Source organism: Mesorhizobium sp. M0030 (assembly GCF_040323695.1).
In the GTDB taxonomy this organism is placed as follows: Bacteria; Pseudomonadota; Alphaproteobacteria; order Rhizobiales; family Rhizobiaceae; genus Mesorhizobium.
On the sequence record NZ_JAMYVE010000008.1, the window covers coordinates 222366 to 241303 of the forward strand.

General features: G+C 63.5%; 15 protein-coding genes. 3 read left to right on the plus strand and 12 right to left on the minus strand.

Annotated elements, in window-relative coordinates:
* Window positions 1-137: 137 nt before the first annotated feature.
* The 3 genes from NKJ80_RS18075 to NKJ80_RS18085 are packed head-to-tail and all read left to right on the plus strand — an operon-like array spanning window position 138 to window position 3244.
* The gene (locus tag NKJ80_RS18075; RefSeq protein WP_352498061.1) at window positions 138-2471 is read left to right on the plus strand and encodes a type VI secretion system Vgr family protein; all 2334 of its coding nucleotides are present in this window, start codon (window positions 138-140) and stop codon (window positions 2469-2471) included.
* Window positions 2472-2483: 12 nt separating this feature from the next.
* Window positions 2484-2909 (plus strand): DUF6484 domain-containing protein, encoded by a 426-nt coding sequence (locus NKJ80_RS18080; RefSeq protein WP_352498062.1) that lies wholly within the window; start codon window positions 2484-2486, stop codon window positions 2907-2909.
* Entirely contained in the window at window positions 2906-3244 is a 339-nt protein-coding gene (locus tag NKJ80_RS18085; protein WP_352498092.1) for a hypothetical protein, read from the plus strand. Before NKJ80_RS18080 ends, NKJ80_RS18085 begins: the two co-directional genes overlap by 4 nt.
* An 18-nt stretch (window positions 3245-3262) precedes the next feature.
* Here NKJ80_RS18085 and NKJ80_RS18090 read toward each other — a convergent pair whose 3' ends face one another.
* Genes NKJ80_RS18090 through tssF form a run of 12 tightly spaced genes read right to left on the minus strand, consistent with a single transcriptional unit; the run spans window position 3263 to window position 18938 of the window.
* Window positions 3263-4102 (minus strand): hypothetical protein, encoded by an 840-nt coding sequence (locus NKJ80_RS18090; protein WP_352498063.1) that lies wholly within the window; start codon window positions 4100-4102, stop codon window positions 3263-3265.
* Window positions 4103-4106: 4 nt separating this feature from the next.
* A complete protein-coding gene (locus tag NKJ80_RS18095) occupies window positions 4107-5216 on the minus strand; it encodes a DUF4150 domain-containing protein (protein ID WP_352498064.1) in 1110 nt (369 codons plus the stop codon).
* Window positions 5213-6238, minus strand: coding sequence for a 3-oxoacyl-ACP synthase (locus NKJ80_RS18100; protein WP_352498065.1), 1026 nt, complete (start codon window positions 6236-6238; stop codon window positions 5213-5215). Before NKJ80_RS18100 ends, NKJ80_RS18095 begins: the two co-directional genes overlap by 4 nt.
* Window positions 6235-7335, minus strand: coding sequence for a DUF2169 family type VI secretion system accessory protein (locus tag NKJ80_RS18105; RefSeq protein ID WP_352498066.1), 1101 nt, complete (start codon window positions 7333-7335; stop codon window positions 6235-6237). The genes NKJ80_RS18100 and NKJ80_RS18105 overlap by 4 nt, the downstream gene beginning before the upstream one ends.
* Window positions 7335-7877, minus strand: coding sequence for a type VI secretion system-associated protein TagF (tagF, locus tag NKJ80_RS18110; RefSeq protein WP_023726336.1), 543 nt, complete (start codon window positions 7875-7877; stop codon window positions 7335-7337). Before tagF ends, NKJ80_RS18105 begins: the two co-directional genes overlap by 1 nt.
* Window positions 7859-11395: a type VI secretion system membrane subunit TssM gene (gene tssM, locus NKJ80_RS18115; protein ID WP_352498067.1), complete on the minus strand. Its 3537-nt coding sequence runs from the start codon at window positions 11393-11395 to the stop codon at window positions 7859-7861. Before tssM ends, tagF begins: the two co-directional genes overlap by 19 nt.
* Before the next feature lies 1 nt (window position 11396).
* Entirely contained in the window at window positions 11397-12722 is a 1326-nt protein-coding gene (gene icmH / locus NKJ80_RS18120) for a type IVB secretion system protein IcmH/DotU (protein WP_023804377.1), read from the minus strand.
* Between the two features lie 4 nt (window positions 12723-12726).
* Window positions 12727-14061: a type VI secretion system baseplate subunit TssK gene (tssK, locus tag NKJ80_RS18125; RefSeq protein WP_023709959.1), complete on the minus strand. Its 1335-nt coding sequence runs from the start codon at window positions 14059-14061 to the stop codon at window positions 12727-12729.
* Between the two features lie 58 nt (window positions 14062-14119).
* Window positions 14120-14572, minus strand: a complete 453-nt coding sequence (gene tssJ / locus NKJ80_RS18130; RefSeq protein ID WP_023735638.1) for a type VI secretion system lipoprotein TssJ — start codon at window positions 14570-14572, stop codon at window positions 14120-14122.
* 3 nt (window positions 14573-14575) lie between these two features.
* The gene (gene tagH / locus NKJ80_RS18135; protein WP_352498068.1) at window positions 14576-16060 is read right to left on the minus strand and encodes a type VI secretion system-associated FHA domain protein TagH; all 1485 of its coding nucleotides are present in this window, start codon (window positions 16058-16060) and stop codon (window positions 14576-14578) included.
* Window positions 16057-17100 carry a type VI secretion system baseplate subunit TssG gene (gene tssG, locus NKJ80_RS18140; protein WP_023673712.1) on the minus strand — a complete coding sequence of 348 codons (1044 nt, stop codon included), beginning with the start codon at window positions 17098-17100 and terminating at the stop codon, window positions 16057-16059. Before tssG ends, tagH begins: the two co-directional genes overlap by 4 nt.
* Window positions 17064-18938 carry a type VI secretion system baseplate subunit TssF gene (tssF, locus tag NKJ80_RS18145; RefSeq protein ID WP_023682613.1) on the minus strand — a complete coding sequence of 625 codons (1875 nt, stop codon included), beginning with the start codon at window positions 18936-18938 and terminating at the stop codon, window positions 17064-17066. The genes tssG and tssF overlap by 37 nt, the downstream gene beginning before the upstream one ends.

Here is an 18938-nt window from a genome sequence, read left to right on the forward strand (position 1 = left end):
TCTTTGGTCTGCCATAGAACATGTGGTAGGCTCAACATGGCTTGGGTGGCAAGTTGCGAAATATCCCTGAACGTGAGGTCGTTAACACAAGAAGGGCTTCGAACCTGCCACACTAGCGCTCAGGAGGGGCACGACCCATGCCGAGTGAACAACGCGCCGCGCTTGTGCAGACGCCGGTCGGCGCCGAACTGTTGACTTTCACGCATCTCGTCGGCCGCGACGAGATCAGCCGCTGCCTTGCCTACACCGTTGGATTTGTTTCGACCAATGCCGATATCGACCCGCTGAAGATGCTGGGCGGCGCCGTTTCGATCGAAGGCGAGGCCGACCCCAAGCGCTGGTTCAGCGGCCTCATCGCCGAGTTTCGCCTTACCCGCATCGAAGATCGGCTGGCTCACTATGAGGCGGTCGTCAGGCCGTGGCTGTGGTTCCTCGGCAATACCACCGACTGCCGCATTTTCCAGGACAAGACCGCCGTCGAGATCGTGGAGGAGATTTTCTCCAAATATGGCGGCATCGCCAAGTTCGAGAAGCGCTTGCAAGGCTCCTATCCGCCGCGCGAATATTGCGTGCAGTACGACGAGAGCGACCTCGATTTCGTGCAGCGGTTGCTCGAGCATGAAGGCATAATGTACTTCTTCGAGCATGCCGAGGGTGAGCACACACTGATCCTGGCCGACGCCATGAGCAAGCTCAAGCCGGCGCCGGGCTATGAGACGGTGCTATATCAGTTCGAAGGGCAGGGCTCGCGCCGCGACGTCGAATACATCACCGACTGGATTCCAGGCAGCGCGGTGCGCCCCGGCGCCTATGCCCACACCGATTATGACTTCGAAAAACCCGCCGCCGATTTGATGGCGAAGTCGGCGCAGCCCTTCGGCCACAAGCAGGCCGCGGGCGAGAACTATCGCCACCCCGGCGCGCATCTGGAAGTCGGGCGCGGCGACAGCCTGGCGGCGATCAGGCGCGAAGAAATCCAGGCGCCACACCTGCGCATTGCCGCCGTCGGCACGGTGCGCGGCCTGTTCTCCGGCTGCACCTTCAAGCTCGACGGCTTTCCGCGCGACGACCAGAACAAGGAGTATCTGGTGATCAGCGCCGAGTACCGGCTGTTCGATCCGGGCTATCGCGCCGGCGTCGACACCGATGGCGAGAATTTCAAGGTGGTGCTCGGTGTGGCGCCGACCTCAGTTGCTTATCGGCCGCCGCGCATCACGCCAAGGCCGATCATGCGCGGCCCGCAGACGGCGACCGTGGTCGGTCCGTCCGGCGAGGAGATCTTCACCGACAAATATGCCAGGGTGAAGGTGCAGTTCCACTGGGACCGCCTCGGCAAGAAGGACCAGAAGAGCTCCTGCTTCGTGCGGGTGTCGCAGACCTGGGCCGGCAGCGGCTGGGGCTTCATCCAGATCCCGCGCATCGGGCAGGAAGTCATCGTCGATTTCATCGAAGGCAATCCCGACCTGCCGATCATCACCGGCAGGGTCTACAACGCCTCGCAGATGCCGCCCTACGGACTGCCCGGCAACGCCACGCAGTCGGGCTGGAAGTCCAACTCGTCGAAGGGCGGTGGCGGCTACAACGAGCTGATGTTCGAGGACAAGGCCGGCTCGGAGCTGGTCAACTTCCAGGCGCAGAAGGACCACCACCTTCTGATCAAGAATGATCGCCAGAAGCTGGTCCAGCACGACCAGTCCGACCGCATCGACCACGACGCCAAGCACTCCGTCGGCCACAACCTCGACGAGGACGTCGGCAACAACAAGACGGTCAAGGTCGGCGTCGACCAGACGACGAATATCGGGTCGAACGACACCGAGACGGTCGGCAAGAACCGCTCGCTGACGGTGGGCATCGACGAGACGATCGGCATCGGTTCGAACTCCACCGAGACGATCGGCGCCAACCACACCCAGACCGTGGCGATCGTGCAGACCATCACAGTGGGTGCGGCGCGCATCGACAGCGTCGGCGCCTCCGAGACGAGGACTGTGGGTGCCATACAGAACAACACGATCGGGGCCTCGCGCTCTGTGACGGTGGGCGCGGGTCAAAGCCACACGATTGGCGCCACGGACAGTTGGAGCATTGGGGCCAATCAGGGCGTCGAAATAGCAAGCAACCAGAGCGTCAACATTGGCGGCGGGCAGGCGACAGAGATAGGCAAGGCTCGAACAGCCAAGATAGCGGCCGACGACATCACTGATATCGGCGGCGCCCATGCGCTCAAAATAGGCAAAGGCAGCGGGATCACCATTGCCGACGACGGTTCGATTGGCGTTGGAAAGAAGCTTGTCATTGATGCCGGTGACGAGATCACCATCAAATGCGGAGATGCCTCCATCATCATGAAGAAGGATGGGACGATTGGCATCAAGGGCAAGGATATAACGGTAACCGCCAGTGGCAAGATATTCGCCAACGCGTCGGGCGACATCGTCATGAAGGGCTCGGAAATCAAACAGAACTGAGGAAACGGTCAGATGGCAAAGATCGTCGAACGAATCGAAGGCGTGGTAATCGGGATTTTTCTCGGCTTTGGCGAGGATGAACCGCTCGTTGTTTTTCCGGGCAATCCGCAGGACACGGCCCTTCCGGCACGTAGCCTTGCAGAGTTGAGCTCCGATATGATTGGCTCTGAGGTTGCCCTGTTGTTTCAGGGCGGGGATCTGCGCCAGCCGCTCATTGTTGGACGAATCGTTGACCCGAAAGGAAAGTCGACCAATCCTCATGTTGTCCGCGATGGCGAGCAGGTGAGAATCACAGGCGAGGAACGCATCGAACTGCGCTGTGGCAAGGCCGTGATCATCATGGAAAAGGACGGCCGGATCACGATCCGCGGCACCTATGTGACGAGTCATGCAAGTGCCGCGAACCGCATCCGGGGCGGTTCCGTGAACCTGAACTGATGTCTGCGCCTATCCTGCGGGAAATCGTTCGCCAGCATGCCGAAATGGCCGCCTTTCTGTGGACGGTCTACAACTACAATCTGTTGAACCCCGGCAAGAATCCCGAGATGGACGAAGAGCGGATGGCCAGGCTGGTGGAGCGGCTGGAAGCCTATCTTGATGGATTGCGGGTTGCCGGAAAGGCGGGTCAGGAGATTGCGCAGGAGCGTCATGACGAATTCCCCGAGGCGGGGGAACTCTTTGTCTTGCGCATGCTGTCGAGCAAAGCCGAGCTTCGTATCTTCGACCTCGATCTCGACAAGGTGAGGAAATACCTCGCCAGCGCTGGCAAATAGCTCGATGCCGACTTGCAATCAGTCCGGGATCGGCCTGCCGAAGAAATAGCGCACACCCGGTTTGAACTGATAAAGGTCAACTTCGTCGAACAGGCGCTCCAGCGCCGCTGCGGCGCCTACTCGGTCCAGTTGGCCTTTCCGATAAAAGTCCGAGAGGTCGAATCCCGTAAATGCTTCAATGGTGTCACGCGCGACGACGACGTCTTCATTGTCGTGTGCTTTGGCAATGGCATTCAATGATTTATGCGCGGTTTCGGCTAGGTTGATCGGCCGACCATAAAGAAACGAAGCATTAGCATCGTTGGGGTGGCTTTTTCTGACTTCGTCGATCCGTGACATAACTAACTTCGTATATTCCGCGACCTCATACTGAATGCGATCTGCGTCGAATTCGTCAATGGTGCCCGGAACCATCCGTGGTCCATAGAAGATATCGCTTACCTTGGCCTCCAAGGCGATGGAAAGTTGATACGGAAGATCAGATTCGGCAAAATCCGAGGGGCCTTGCTGGTAAATTGCGGCGGCCAACTCCATCGGCCTCAGAAGTCCACTTCTTGTCAAAGCTATACAGAACCACTCGAGCATCTGACCGTCGTGCCGGAGCGATTGACGGATTGGGTCCGCAATGTCGATCAGGATGCTTCCCGGAGTGACGTAGGGCATCAAGGTGAATGCGGAAATCGCCGTGTCGACGGAAGGAGAGCTTTCAAATATCCGGGTGAACATCGCGGTATCAGAAAAAGCACCCGCTTTGCATTCTTCAAAAATATCCAGCAACAGACGCCAACTCTCTGTGCGAGCGCCACGAAAGTCACTTACTGCAAAGTGGAAGAGCCTTCCAAGTGATGAAAAAACCATAACATCAATCCGATATGTCTTGCAGTGTGGTCTGCGCGGTGTCGATCTCTTTGCACTCCGGCGCCAATGCACCGTCCGAAATCAAGTTGTCTGGTGAGGTTGGACATCCGCCTGCGTCCAGCGGGGTCTTATGATTGACCTGACCCGGGCCATCTCGCCTTTTGATGTCGTTTTTCTTGGCGCCCTTGAATCCGAGAATTGTCTCACGAACGTGCTTCTTTACGTCCTTATGGATAGCCGTTTTTATGTCCTTCGGGTCCGTATATTTGGCGTTTGCCTTTGCTTCGATGCCTGCCAATTCGGCGGGATCTTCGGCCTTTAAGATCTCTGAATAGCTTCGTGTACCTTTGAAGTGTACTCCGCAATCCTTATCAGGCGGATCGTGAAGGTTCTTGCATTTCGAGCCGGAGGCCCTTGCGTCCGCTATGGTCTTTCTCGCTTTTTTTCTTTTGGCGTACTGACCCCAGGCCGCGGCGTGCGTTTCCTTTGGGATTGTGCCGGCGGCAAAATCTTCTTCAATCTGCTGAATCTTGTTGTCAGCCTTTCCGATGCGGTCGTTGTAATATTCGTTTTCGGTGGTCTGTTCGCACATTTCTCCACTGGCTTTGAGTTGGTTGGCATGCGCAGGGCTTGTCCCGCAACAAGGGCATTTGGTTATTGGCGCCGATCCACCCCCAGGCCCCGGTGTTCCAACCTTCGTTTGGGGAGGCGAGTTTCCAACCTGACTGCTTGAATGATTGTTGGTCGAGATATCCGTGAAGCGGCTGACCGGGAGGTTGTCCGCCTTTACGTTGCCAGACCAGGCCCGCGCGTACTCCTTGTTGGTGTTGGTGGAAGAGACGACACCCTTCTTGGCTGCGCTGCCGGCTTCCGTGCCTGTCGTCTGGCTGTAATCCGATTTGTCCTTTTGGGTGATGTTTTCTCCGCCGATTTTGACCGTTCCGGTACCCTTCTCTGTATCGGAGTCCATTCCAAATGACGGATATGGGATCGGTACCCCAGGCGGTGTCGCCGGATTTTCGGGCGGGGTGAAACAAACATCCGGGAAGGCCGCGATAACCTTGTTGCCCTGGGCCTTGGCAGCCACTTCCAGTCCGTTGGCGAAGACAGTCACCGCGCAGCCCTCGCGGCCAGCACGGCAGCTCCACAGGCGCCGGCATCGTTGGAAGCTTCGATAAGCACCGGGTTGCCTGTCGCGTAGTTCTTTCTTGCCGCCGTCAGCGCCATCCCCAGCATCAGCGGCGTCACCGCCGCACCAATATTGCCGAGGGTCTCGGCAGGTGACCACAAATCCTGAGACGGACAGGGGTTGCGCACCAGTCGTATCGACGCCAGCGCCGTCTGCTTGAACCAGTATTGCTCGCCGATGAGGTCTGAGATCCGGTAACCGAGACGGTTCATCTCTATTCCGGTCTCATCCAGCGCATGGCGATAGGCCGCCGTCATTCCGTCGCCTCTGAGCGGCAAGTCTTGCTTGTTGTAAATAAAGCCAGGCTCTCGCGACAAACCCAGCCCCCTCAGCCGAAATCCGCCGTGCCTTGGCGGTCCGCAAAGAACCGCTGCTGCCGCCTCGCCAGGAATAAACCCGTTTGGATTGTTGAGCGTTAGGAGGCGGCGCTCCTTGAGATAGTGCGTGGTGGCCAAGGTAGTCAGGTAACTATCGACCCCAGCAATCATCACATAAGGCGTTTCGCCCGATGAAATCATCCGGCGTGCATAATCAAGCGCCACGTGTCCGGACGGTCGCCCATAGGCGATAACCCGCGATCGCGAATGCTTCTCGACTTCGGTGATCTCCGCAATACGGTCGAGCAGGCGCAGCGTGCTTCTTACCGGCCGCCCTGGACGGTCTTCTTCTGCCACGCAAAGGATCAGAGCGGTCTGCCCTCTCGCTTCCGGAACGTCCTCGAATGCCTCGACAATGGCGCCTGAGGCGAGATGCGCCATTCGCTTCTCGCCAACCCAGTTGCGAGGCAGGGGTACAGGTGCGCCGATCAACCACTCGTCTTTGTCGTTCTTGAAACGTGTTTCCTGGAAGCCATCAATGCCGGCTCGCATCGCTGCGCAGGCCGATGGCGCATCAAGGCCAACCGCCGTAACCATGCCGACCGAAATAATATCCAGTGCCGGCTTCACGTCGTCTCGGCCTCCAGCACAATCGTTTCATCGGAGCGGGAATAGACACGCCCCGTGGCATGCGCCCGCATCATCGCTTCGGTAGGCGGCCCGATCCAGCATTCAGAAAAGTCGAGTATGGTTCGGTGAAGTCGCTGCGACACCCGCCAGACCAGCGAGAAGCGCCCGTTCTCCGGGTCGAAAAGTATAGTGTCCGGGTTGATATTTGCGTCGAGAGATTTTCTTTGACCTTTGAGTAGCGCCACGGGCAGCGCAGTCTGCGGCAGGCGAAAGCTCACCCGTCCTTCAGGCGTCAGGTTCACGAGCTGCACGTCTTCGCCGCCCTTCGGCAGGTCAATCTGCTGGTCGGCAGGCGCCATCTGGAAATAGCGATCGTCAAAGTCCGGAGGCAGGAACGGAAATATGTTTTTGGTCCAGTTGTCATCGTAGGTGCCGCCATATTCGATGCGTCCCGGCCAGCCACGCCCCATCGGACCAAAGCTCATCGGCTGGTAGTCGCCGAAGGGCGAGCGTACATCCTCGCCCATTGCCTGGGTATTCGGCAGCCGTAGGCCTGGGATCCGCCGCTGGTTCTGCGCGCGCGACCAGCCGGTTCCCACGGGGTTGTGTTTATAGCTGCCAGGCAGCTTGTCTTCCGGATCCAGCCTGTCGATGCCGCCCCAGGCAACGTCGTAGGAGATGGGCAGTTTCAGAAACGGTTGCGGCGATGTGGCGGTAAACACCGGGCCGATGGAGCGCCATTCGCGATGGCCGACAACCTCGAACAGCTTTGACCAACCACCAACCTTGAGACCGACCGGCACACGTTCGGCTGGTCGGCCGTTTGGGGCGTAAGCAAACCCGTTGGCAACCACATCGCAGCGCGGCTTGCGAAAGGCAAAATCTGTCTCCCACAATGTAGCCGAATATCCCGGGATGCCCGTGTGCGTGTCAGCCATGACCAGCGGAACCTGTTCCGCCGATCTTCGTACCGTTTCGCCCGGCTTCGACGGGAAGTCGAATGTGCCTTTCACGACCACGACCAGCCAGTCGTGTCCGGCAACATCGGTGGCAGTCGTGAATTCGTGCGGATACCCCATCTGGTTCCAGATCTGCATCAGCTGGTCTCCCAGCTGCCGGCGAGGATTGTCTCCAGCGTCGGTTGCGGCGCGTGCGGACCGATGTCGAAAATGTCGGAGTGCGCCGTCCACATCACCATGTCGGCGATCAGCTCTTCGCCCGGCTCGGCCTGTGGCATCGGCAGTGCCGTCAAAGCTGCATCCAGTTCTTCGGGCGTCAGCTCGCCCTGCTGGGCGGCGGTGGCGGCCTCCTCGATTCCGGCAAACCATGCCTCGGCATGCGTCAGCGCGACAGGCGCTTCGGGTAGCAGGGCAACGACGCTCAAGGGGAATTTCCGGCCCACCTTGTCGGCGCTCTGCAGGATGATGCCCGCCGACGCGCCGAAGGAGTTCGGGCCGGCCAGAAACCGCAGCGCCGTGGCCGGCGGCCAGATGTCCTGGCCAAACAGCGGCACCAGATGCTGCGCCAGCCAGCGGTCCCAAAGCCGCACGAACTCGCCCGTCAGCCGCCGGCTGACGAAGTCGCCGGTGGCGGGCATTTTGCCGTAGAAGCCAGGCAGGATCAGATCTGCGGCGGACATGAGAATTTCTTGAACATCTGGAGGTTGTAGGGGTTCTCGACACTCGCCGCCTTGAGCTTGAAGTCGGCGTACATGCCTTTCGTTCCCAGCCGCAGGCTGTAGACATCGGACAGCGAGGTGCCGGTAAAGCGGCCGCCGCGCAGCATCCTCAGCCACGCCCAGCTGCCGGTCTCGTTGAGCATAATTTCGGGCGAGCCGTCGATCGGCTGGAAGGCGAGCGAGATGACGCCGGTGCCGTCCTTGCCGGGCCACGTCATCGGCTGAGGTCGCGTCGCATTGTTGAAATAGACCAGGTTCTGGCCGTCGAGGTTGAGCGTCACGCGGGTGACGTTGGGCGACAGGTCGGTCGGCTCCAGCGTGAACGCCATCACCGGGCCCTGACCGCCGGGAAAGAGATCGTCGCGGATGCGCCGCGCCTGCTCGAAGGCGGCGAGCGCCGATGGGTCGAGGCCGAAATCGGCACGCCATTTCCAAGGCTGCGCCGAGGTGTCCACATAGCTGATCAGATGGTCGTTGATGAAGCCGTCGATCATCCCTGCCGGTCCGAACAGGCGGGCGAAGTCGCGCACATTGACGTCGACGGCGCTGTCTGGGCTGAACGGATAGCGGTCGTTGAGCGCGGCCTGGCAGAAGGGCAGGATATCGGCGCGCCAGATGGCGTTGAGCTCGGAGGCCACGGCCTTCTGCGTCAACCCGCTGGTGTCGCCGGCAATGCCGCTCAGCCAGGTGTTGACCGGGTCGGGCAGGATTTGTGCCTGGCGGGCGACGGCGCCGGTCAGTTCGGCCAGCCCGCCCTGTTTCTTGATCGCGTCCTGCGGGTCGGGATTGGCGGTCACCGTTTGCAGCACATTGGACAGCGCCGTCAGCGCAACGACCGCGGCATCGAGCGCCGGCGGCTGGCCGTCGACCTCGGCAATCGTGCTCTTGAGCGGCTTGAAGTGTTCGGCCACCAGCGTGCCGGTCAGGTCGACTTCGCTCGCCGAGCCTGCGCGCGGCAACAGCTTGGCGCCGGTCTTGACGATCTTGCCCAGCTTGCCGAGTTTGCCCAGTAGTTTCGAGCCGCCCTTCGCCGCCGCCTTGTCGTCGGTCGGCGCCTCGTCCGAGCGGGTGAGGTCGACCTCCTGGACCACCGCCGTCAACAGCCGCTTCAGCGCGGAATCGGCGCTGGAAAGGTCCTTCAGATTCTCGCTGGCAATGTTGAGGTCGCTGAGCGGCGCCAGCCGCATGTCGCGCAAAAAACTGTCCCACTGCGCGATGTAATCGTCATAGTAGAGCTTCAGGATATCTTCCGATAGCGCCGACACCGACGTCTCGGAATTTTCCGAGCAGCCGCCGGCAAACACGGCGCGGTCGAGTGCCGCCTGGGCGGCGACATCCTCGACCCGGTCGAGGATCGCATCGTGGAAGCCGTCATAGGTGAAGGCGCCTGATATGCCGACGCGCAGCGTCTTGTCGGAGCGTCGCGAAAACACCTTGGCGCCGTTCGGCCCGGCGAAATTGGCGGGGATCCATTCCTTCAATCCGGCCACCGCCGGATCGGCCAGCAATTGCTTGTAGGCCCGCGCCGGCAGCGAGATCGTGCAGACCGTTTTCAGCGCTTCGGCGACCAGCGCCTGGTCGGGCGCGATGTAGCTGTCGTCGACCGCCATGCGGCGGATCGCTGCCAGCTGGTGTTCTTCCGCATCGGCTGTCGGGAAAGGCGCGGCCGGCGCGAATTCGGGCAGGTCGTTCACCCACCAATTCTCGACGAAGTCGGAGTCCATCTGAGACAGGCCGGTCATCATGCGGTAGGTCTTGAGCGCCCCCAGCATGAAGTCCGGATCGCGGATCTGCCGCCACATGGTCGCTTCGAGCAACGCCACCATCCGCGGCTCCAGCACGTTGCGCAGAGCGTGGTCATAGGTGTCGGTCTGCGCCCGCATCATCTCGGCCGAAGCCGATGGTCCGAGCAGGTCCTGTGCCTTGTTCGGAGGCGCAGTCCTGGCATTGGCGACTTCGTCCATGGCGGTCAGGGCAACGTCCATAGCCGGCTGCAGCACCGAGGCGGGCGTCGCGGCGGTCGACGTCAGCGGCGCCTGCAGCGCTTCGAACTGGCCGGCTTGCGCGGCGATGGCGTTGCGATTGTCGTAGTAGGACCAGGTGAACAGGCCGCCGGCGAGTATGGCCGCAGCCGCGCTGGCAGCGGCGGCACCGCGCCAGACCCAGCTGCGGCGGCGCTGCGCCAGCGGATCGAAGGTGCCGAGCCCGGCCTCCTTGAAGATCACCTCGGTCAAAAGGTTCTTGAGGAAGAAGCTGCGCTTCTCGAAGCGCTGCGCCGGCATCGTGCGTCGTGCCGGCAGGCCGAAGGAGGAGGCGAGCGCCGCGGTCAGCCGGTCGATCGGCGCGCCTTCCTGGGTCGCCGAGGTCAGATAGAGGCCGCGCAGCCAGGCTGCCTCCTCGTAGCGGCTCTCGCCGAACATCGCCTCGACCAGCACCTGGATGGGCTCGGACAGGCTTTGCAGCTGTGCGGGAAAGCGGAAGATCTCGGCCCGTTCGGCCAGCTTATCCTCGTCTTCCAGCCGCGGCACCAGTCGCTTTTCCAGCTCCCTCGACAGCGTCGTGATTTCGCCCGCGATCGTCTTGGCGTCGACGCGTGCATCGAGCGGGAAGGTCGTCCCCCATACCTGTTCGCGCGCCGCCGTCGACAGGCCGCCGAAGAAGGCCTCGAAGCCTCTGATCAGATCGGCCTTGGTCAGCATCAGATAGACTGGCAGGCGGATTTCCAGCCGCTCTTCGAGCTCGGCCAGGCGCCTGCGGATCTTGCGGCCATGCGCCTTGACGGCTTCGTCGCCCTCGGACAGCGCGTCGATCCCAAGCGCAACGATGACGCCGTTCAGCGCACGACGGCCACGATGCTTCTTCAACAGATCGAGGAAACCCAGCCATTCCACGGCGTCGACATCGGGCTGGCTTTCCTGCTGGACATAGCGCCCGGCGGTGTCGATCATCACTGCGTTTTCGGAGAAGAACCAGTCGCAGTTGCGGGTACCGCCGATGCCCTGCAGATCGTCGGTGAGGTCGATCGGAAAGTTGAGGCCGGATTGGCGCAATGCCGTCGTCTTGCCGGTCGCCGGGGGGCCGACGATCACATACCACGGCATCTCGCGCAGGAACTTGCGGCCGCCGAGCTTGCGGCGCTTCAACTCGACCATGACGTCCTGGAACTTGGCGCCGACCGCGGCGACGTTTTCCTCGCCCGGGCTGAGCCGCTTTTCCTCGACCGGGGCGGAAATCTCGGCGACGAACATGCGGTTGGCGCGGATCGCGCGGCGCTGCGCGACGATCAGCCAGATCAGCCAGAAGATCACCAGAAGAGCGATGATGACGATGCGCACCGTCTCCGACGCCATCGGCACATAGTCGCCGACCCGTACGATCGGGCCGAATACCCAGATGATCAGCGACAGCAGCGCCAGGCCGATCAGCGTCCACAGGAAACGCGAAGTCAGGACCGCCCAGAGGAAGCGCAGGATGAACATGTCACAGCCTCTTTTCGACCAGCACTTCGACGCGGCGGTTCAAGGCCCGGCCTTCGCGTGTGCCGTCGTCGGCCACCGGATCGGTGGCGGCCCGGCCTTCGGAGCGCACGCGCTCCTTCGGCACGCCGTTCTGAATCAGGATATCGGCAATTTCCGCGGCGCGGGCTTCCGACAGCCGCTGGTTGGTGGACAGTGGGTTGGTCTTCTGCAACGGAACGCCGTCGGTGTGGCCGACCACGGTGATATCGCCGATCAGCTCCTGGTTCTCGAGGATCACCTTGGCGACCGAGGCGATGAGCGGATCGAAGCCGTCTGTCAGCTGCGCGCGCGACGACTGGAAGAGTTCGGGATTGGAGGCCTGGATGACCAGCCGCGCCAGCGACACGCTCTCCGTGCCGCTCAGCGCTCTCTTGAGCTCGTCGGGTGCTGCCGCCTGGAATTCCGGCAGCAGCGCGAAATCCACCGCCACCGGCGGCGGCGCGTCGACCTTCGGCGAAGCGCGGGTGACATCCGTACGCGTCGGCGGCGGCAAGGCGCGAACCAGCGCCGAAAGCTCGACCGCCTGGCTGCTCAGGCTCATCGACAGCCCGATATGAATGGCGGTGGCGATCACCGCCGCTGCCGCAACCATCACCCAGATCGGCACGATGAAGCGCTGCGGCTCGTCGGAGGCGATCACGCCCTTCCAGTTGGGCGAAAGCTGTGCGCCTTCGGCGTCGCTGTCGCGCAGGAAGCGCGCCGCGGCCACACGCACGGCATTGAGCGAACGGTCGCCGGAGCGGCCCGGCACGCGATATTTGCCGCGGAAGCCGAGCGCCATGCAATGATATTGCAACTCCAGCATTTCGCGGTCGCGATTGGGATGGCGCTCCAGCTCTTCAAGACGGGCGAAGAACTGCGCGCCGGCATCGACGTCGCCGCGCAGCATCACCACCAGCGGCTGGCGTGGCCATGCGCTGGCGCCGCCCCACGGCGTGTTCAGCGCCAGATCATCGAGCAACGCGGCCACCAGCCACGCGGCCTGGTCGGCGCGCTCAAGTGACGATCCCTGTGCCATGGTGGCGTCGCGGCAGCGCACGAGTTCGTCGAGCAGCCTGGTGCGCAGGGCTTCCGGGTTCTCAGGCGGCTGCGCGTTTTCGAGTTCGGGTGCAAATTCCAGCAGCGGCGAGAACGCGTTGACGAGCACGTTCGGATGCGCGCGCGCGGAGCGTTTCGCGGTCACCCCTGACGCCGGCAGCGGCATGGCGCGCGGCGTTGGCGCTCCGCTCAGCCGAATGCGCGTCCGCTCCCGATCCTCGGACAGTCCGAATGGATCGTCCCTGCTCATCATCTCACCTGTTGACCGAGTAGCAGTCGACCTGCGGTTCGCTGGGCAGCACGCCCGAAACGCCGATCACAAACCCGGGCGCTTCGAGCAGCGAGGCCCAGTGCTCGCTTTTCTGGTCCAGTTCGAGGCACAGCCGGTCGCCGTCATAGGGAATTTCGCGCGGCTGCGAATGCAGGGGCTTCAGCGGAATGCCGGGCAGGCGTGATTTCCACAGCCCTTCGAATTCGCTGGCCGAGCCGACGGTCGCCTGGTTGACGAAAATCTTGCGCAAGGCATCCTCCGAGAGTTCGGAGCCGATCCGCACCACGATGCGGCTCGCCACCAGAAGTTTCGGGTTGTCGATGCGGATCTTCCACACATTGGTCGCATGGCGCATGACCGGCAGGGCGCGGGATTTCGGCTCGATGTAGCGCAGGCTGAGGATCAGCGAACGCAGCGCGTCGGCCAGCGCCGAATAGGCCGGGCCTGGCGCCATGTGGTCGTAGACAGGCAGTTCGCCGAGCCGCCTTGCACTCGAGCCATAGGTCGCCATCGAGCCGGCGAGACCGGCCAGCTCCATATAGACCTCGGCCGGATGGAACACGTCCTGCGCCAGCATGTGCGCCAGCCGCGGCCGCGCGGCGTTGACCAAATTGAGGATCAGAAGATCCTCGACGCTGCGGCCGGGGCCGCCCAGCACCATCTTGCCATGCGCCTCGGCGATCTGGTCGAGGCCGGTGACCACTTCCTGCAGCAGGCGGCTGTACCAGGACGCCGCGCCGATGACCAAGGTCGGCGGCAGGAAGGTGTCGTCCAAGGCCACGCCGCCATCGGCGCGCACGCCCTTGAGTTCGGCCACCGGCAGCGCGGTGTAGCCGCCGACGGCCGTGCCCGGCGCCAGCAACAGCGCCTGCGGCCGTGCGATCTCGATTTCCTCGGGATCGGAGCCGCCATGCACGGCGTCGCGCACCGACACGATCCGGCCGCGATAGCGCGCGCCGGACGGCTCGGCGTGAGCAGGGTCGAAGCCGACGCCGCCTGGCGGCTCGAGCGGCAGCGCTATCAGCACCGGTCCAGCGCCCATCTCCGGCGTCACCGCCAGCGGCCGCGGCGCATCCATCGTCTCGGGGATCGCGAACGGCGTCCCGTCTGGAAAGATGCCGCGTGCCGAGAGCACCGAAATCTGGCCGGCATCGAGCTGTGCCTGATCGAGCGTCAGCGTTCGAAAGCCGAACGTATGCAGATGCCCGGCCTGCAAGGCGCCGCGCACCGTCGCTTCGAAGAAGCGGTCCTGTTGCTGGAAATGCTGGGTGCGAAGGAAAAGCCCCTCCGACCACAGCACCCTGTTTGCATCGCTCATGCCGGCACTCTCTGCTTCCTGCTCGTCACCTTGGCGCGGCTTTGCGGACCCGCCGCCGCTAGGCGGAAATGCCGCCGCTGCCGAGCTTCACATTGACGGTGAACTTCGATCCCGGCGACACCGACTTGGTCGTGCGCCAGTTGCGTCCGGTGGGTTCCCTGATCAGCGCGACGAAGCCGAGTGCGGCCACTTCCGGTTCGACCGTGATGGTCTTCGATGCGGTCTTGCCGGGTCCGACGGAAATCGTGTCGGAGCCGATGAGATCGCCGCCAAGTGCGGAGCCGGCACCGCCCTGCAGGGCGAAATAATCGGCCGAATTGAAGGCGCCGGTGCTTTTCAGCCGCAAGATCATCACCGTCACCGGCCTGTCGCCGCCGCCCGGTCCCGGGTTCATGCCGGCGCCGCCGGCAAGATTCACTGTGATGACGGATGGTTTGGGCGGGCCGCTCTGGCAAGCCGTCAGCAGTCCCGTCGCCCCGATGGCAAGGATAAATTCGCGTCTGTCGATCATGTCTCAGTCCTCCTCATATGCATCACGAAAATCAGCGCCGATCTCGCCCAGAAAGCGCGTCTCGGCGCTGTGAGCGATTTCACGGTGGCGTTTCTGGTACAATTCCCAGAGCTTGGCGCCGCGCCCGCCGGTCAGCAGATTGCCGATCGCCGAGCTCGACTTCAGTTCCTGCTCGATCGCCGCCGGATCAAAGCGGTCGATCATGCGCTTGAGCGCGCCTTGCACGCCGCGCCAGGCGCGAACGTGATGCTGCGCCAGATCGCGCACCGCGTCCTTGATCGCCGCTTCGGCGCCGAGGAAACCGGGGCTGCGCTCGGCCAGCATGGTCACCAGCGCATCGTCGACCGAGGGCAGGAATTTGAGCGGGTTGACCTCGGACGCGCCAACCACGGTCTGCGCGACGCGAGCGTTGCCCTTCTCTTCGGCGCGCTTGCGCAAAAGCTGCATCAGCCCTTCCATCATCAGCCGGTACTCGCGGCCGAATTTTTCCATGTCGGCCACCGGATCGCCGCCGGGAAAATCGGCCTCGTCCATGCCCATGCCGCGCAGGAAAGCGGCGCGCAATTCCGCGTCCGACGGTCCGGCTGACGGCCGCGCCGCGGATTGGCGGACAGGAGCGCGTGGTGGCGGTGGAGACGGGGGAGGCGGTGGCTGCGGTGGCGATGGCTCGACCGCGCGGACTGGCAGATCCCAGGGCGCTGCAGAGGGGGCAGGCGAGGGCGCATCGGTTGCACCGCCATCCGTCACGCCGGCGTCGAGGCTGGTGGACCCGGCAGGGCCGAAACCAAACCCGTCATCGTAGGCCGGCAGCTTCTCAGGATTGGATCTGCTCGGCTCTCTCGACCGCGGCGCGGAGTCGAGGCCGAAGGGATCGTCGAACGATGGCTTGGCGCCGTTTCTGTCAGTGGGCTCGGCCACCGGCGTTGCCACAGGGTCGAGGCTGAACGGATCGTCGAACGCCTGCGAGCTGCGTTCATCGGACCGCGCACGCGCGAATGCGCCGGGCACCGGCTTTTCGAATGGATCGGGCAGGTTGGCAGGGCGTGGCCGTCCCGGCTCTTCTTCCGTGGTGGACGAAAAGAAATCGTCGCCGCCGAGGCTGACCGGCGCCCGCGACGCCGCCGGCTTACTGGCAGGCGCTGAAGGCCTGGAGGCCGGCGCCTCGGTCTTCGCCGTCTGCAAATCGACCCACACCACATAGTCGCCCAGTCGCAGTCGCATGCCGCTTTGCAGGCGCGCGGTATTTCCCGCGCCGAGCGGGCTGGCGGCATCGTCGATGAACAACCCGCTGCTGGAGGTATCGGTGACGAAATAGCCGCCCTGCTTGCTGGTGATCTTGCAGTGGGCGCGCGAGACGAACATGTCGGGATCGTTGATCTGCCAGTCGGCGTCGGCGCTGCGGCCGATTACCAGCTCGCCCTCGTCCAGCCGCGCCTGCCGCGTGACTTGCGCGCGTGGTCCCTGTTCGAGAATCAGAAGCAGGCTCATGCCGCCACCTCTTCCCGCCAGCCGACGATGGTCCGCAACCGCATGTCGTCGGCGTCCCCCTTTTCGACCGGTCGCGCCAGCCAGGTGGTGCGGGCAAGCTGGACGGTGCCGAGCTTCGCCGGCGGCACTGCCTTTGCCGCAAGCACGATCCTGAGATCGACATCGATGGTCTCGCCGATCAGGTCGCGCACCGCCTGCTTCAACAGCTTCAGCCGCTCACCGCCCGGCAGGAAGGCCTTGTAATCGATATAGCTGAGCGCGCCGATGCGCAGCTCGATGCGGCTCTGCCGGCTGAAGCTGCGCGGGCCGATGGTGGCGCTGCGGCCGAGCGTGGCATAGCTGCCGGCAAGCCGCGTCTGCAGCGCCTTGGGGATGGTCATCCAGGCCGCGACGAACTCCTTCAGCACCACCGGCACTTTGAAGGCTTCGGCCAGGAACAGCGTCAGTCGCTCGGGGCCGTCGACTTGGGCAGCGAGCGAGGCGGCCTGGCGAAGTTTTACTGTATCGAGTTCGGCATCCTGCGTGCCCGGCAGCCCGATGCCGGCCATCGCTTCCAGCATGGAACGGACGCGGCCGCCGACACCGCGTTCGACCTGCACAGCCGGATGCGCATCCGCCCAGGCCCGATAGTAGAGCGCGATCATCCTGTGCTGCAGGATATTGACAAAATCGACGAAGGTCGTGTCGCTCGTCTGCCGCGCCTCGGCGCCGGCATACCAGCGTTGCGACAGGCGATCGAGCACCCAGCGCGTCAGATGCAGTGGCATCGGCCCTTCGGGTCCGAGCAGGCCGAGATTGTTGACCGTGACGCGTGCCGGCGACTTGTCCGTCGGCTCGCGGAAATCCACCACGTCCTGCACTGCGAAGGACAGCCGCACATTCTGGCCGAGCCTTGCCGGCTCGCGGTCCGGCCGGCCGGAATGGCCGAACAGGCCGCCTTGCCGTTCGAGCCGGCGCAGCAGTTCGAAAAAGTCGAAACTCTCGGACAGGGTTGCGGCTCGCTCTAGATCAGGTAGCGATTGCCGGGCGTCATCGGCCATGGCACATCCTCCTGTTTCTGGAGCAACCGCGTGCGCGTGCGCACGAACCCGTTAATGCCGGCATGGCGGGCAAACAGCCGCGACAGCAGGCCCGACAGCAGCAGAGTGCTCTGTCCCGCCAGCACCGACTGGTCGACATGCAGCGTCACTTCCGTGCCGCGGCCGAAGCACATCGGCCCTTCGATCGCCAGCCTTTCGATCACCGCGCGCGAGTCGATGCGCACGATCGAGCGCACATTGCGGGCGAGCCCGGGGTCGCCGCGCTCGGCATAGAGATCGAGCAGCGCGTGCAGCGGATCGACGCCGCGGCCTTCCTTGGCCAGGCTGAGGAAGTTGAGCGCCAGCTGTGACACCAGCCGCCAGGCCAGGTCGTCGGCGCGCGACTCGCCGTCGGCGCCGGTCGGCAGCGCTGCCGGGATCGCCGGCTGCGGCGAACGCAATGCGCCGAGCAGCCGGACCGTCTCCACAGGGTCGCCGGCTTCCAGCGTCAGGGTCGGCGTGTCGTCGAGGATGGCCAGGTCGCGATTGGTGCAAAGCGCCATGATATCGACGCGCTTGAGCGGCCGGTTGGCCTGACTGTTGACTGGGCGCGACACCGCCAGGAAGACGTCGTCGCCGGCATAGGAGGTCCGCGTCACGCCCTGGCGCCGCTCGTCCTCGGTCGGCCGGCGCGGCCGCCGCTCCGTCGAATAGACCCAGCCGCTGCCGCGATTTTGCCCAAGGCTGAAGAGTTCCGGTATCTCCGCGTCGGGTCCCTCGGCATCGGCGTCTTCGACGCGGATGACGCGGTAGATTTCAAAGTCGCGCGCCCGCGTGCGGTCGGCATGCAGCACCTGGCGTGTCTTGCGCTGGTCGAGCTCGACGATGTTGCACTCGCGCTCGAAGAGATTGATGATCGGGGTGGCGAAGAGATCGAAATCCGCCGGCGTCAGATCGGCGAGTTCGGGCACCGGACGCCGGAACAGGAAGATGATTTCGAGCCCGGCCTGGCATTTGCGCACGACCGGCAGCAAGCCGGTGACGCGCCCATAATGGAAGCGCTCGGGCATCATGAAATATTCGCGCAGCAGGCGGTAGCCTTCGAAGGTCGGCCGCGTGCGCGGCATCAGCGCCTCGGCATCGGCAATGCCGACCATCTCCGGCGGCGGTAGCGGCGACAATGGATTGGTCTTGCCTTCCGGTCGAGCGCCGACACCAGAGCAGACTCCGAAGATGGCGTCGAAGATTAGCGGCGCCTTGGTGCGGTTGGCGAAATAGAAGTCGAGCCGGTCGAGCGCCAGTTCGTCGAGCTTGCCTTTGCCGGTCCGCGCCAGCGTGATGCGAAGTGCCGCTTCGCCGGCCTTGCCGGCGATCGGGCCGATGCCGGCGGCGGCAAGCGCGCTGCGGTCCTGGAAATAGCCGACCGAACTGATCGCGATCGGAAACAGCGTCATGTCCTGCGCGGTGGTGAAGGTGCAGCGTGTCGACAGGCCGGCCTGCAGGCTGGAGACCAGCCGCGTGCCGCGCTTGACGACGTGGCCGGCAAGCATTGTCTGCACCTGCTGGCCGGGCTTCAGCACCACCATGGCGGTTGCCGGCACCGGCGTGACGAGATCGGGATAAAGCACGTCGAGGATGCTGCGCGAAAACCGCGAGCGCTCGGCATCCACCTTCAGGCGCGTGCGCGCGGCGAGGAAGGCGACGCCGTCGAGCAGCCGCTCGACATAGGGGTCGGGACACGGCACCGTATCCAGCGACAAATTGCGGGCAACCGCCGGATGCATGTCGGCGAACTCCGCCGCCAGCCCGCGTATGTGGGACAGTTCCTCCTCGTAATATTCTACGAAGACCCGGTCCAT

What these genes read in the sequence shown, in the direction of transcription:
- NKJ80_RS18075 (WP_352498061.1), top strand. Translation starts at nt 138, where the DNA reads ATGCCGAGTGAACAACGCGCCGCGCTTGTGCAGACGCCGGTCGGCGCC.
- NKJ80_RS18080 (WP_352498062.1), top strand. Translation starts at nt 2,484, where the DNA reads ATGGCAAAGATCGTCGAACGAATCGAAGGCGTGGTAATCGGGATTTTT.
- NKJ80_RS18090 (WP_352498063.1), bottom strand. Translation starts at nt 4,102, where the DNA reads ATGGTTTTTTCATCACTTGGAAGGCTCTTCCACTTTGCAGTAAGTGAC.
- NKJ80_RS18105 (WP_352498066.1), bottom strand. Translation starts at nt 7,335, where the DNA reads ATGCAGATCTGGAACCAGATGGGGTATCCGCACGAATTCACGACTGCC.
- tagF (WP_023726336.1), bottom strand. Translation starts at nt 7,877, where the DNA reads ATGTCCGCCGCAGATCTGATCCTGCCTGGCTTCTACGGCAAAATGCCC.
- tssM (WP_352498067.1), bottom strand. Translation starts at nt 11,395, where the DNA reads ATGTTCATCCTGCGCTTCCTCTGGGCGGTCCTGACTTCGCGTTTCCTG.
- icmH (WP_023804377.1), bottom strand. Translation starts at nt 12,722, where the DNA reads ATGAGCAGGGACGATCCATTCGGACTGTCCGAGGATCGGGAGCGGACG.
- tssK (WP_023709959.1), bottom strand. Translation starts at nt 14,061, where the DNA reads ATGAGCGATGCAAACAGGGTGCTGTGGTCGGAGGGGCTTTTCCTTCGC.
- tssJ (WP_023735638.1), bottom strand. Translation starts at nt 14,572, where the DNA reads ATGATCGACAGACGCGAATTTATCCTTGCCATCGGGGCGACGGGACTG.
- tagH (WP_352498068.1), bottom strand. Translation starts at nt 16,060, where the DNA reads ATGAGCCTGCTTCTGATTCTCGAACAGGGACCACGCGCGCAAGTCACG.
- tssG (WP_023673712.1), bottom strand. Translation starts at nt 17,100, where the DNA reads ATGGCCGATGACGCCCGGCAATCGCTACCTGATCTAGAGCGAGCCGCA.
- tssF (WP_023682613.1), bottom strand. Translation starts at nt 18,938, where the DNA reads ATGGACCGGGTCTTCGTAGAATATTACGAGGAGGAACTGTCCCACATA.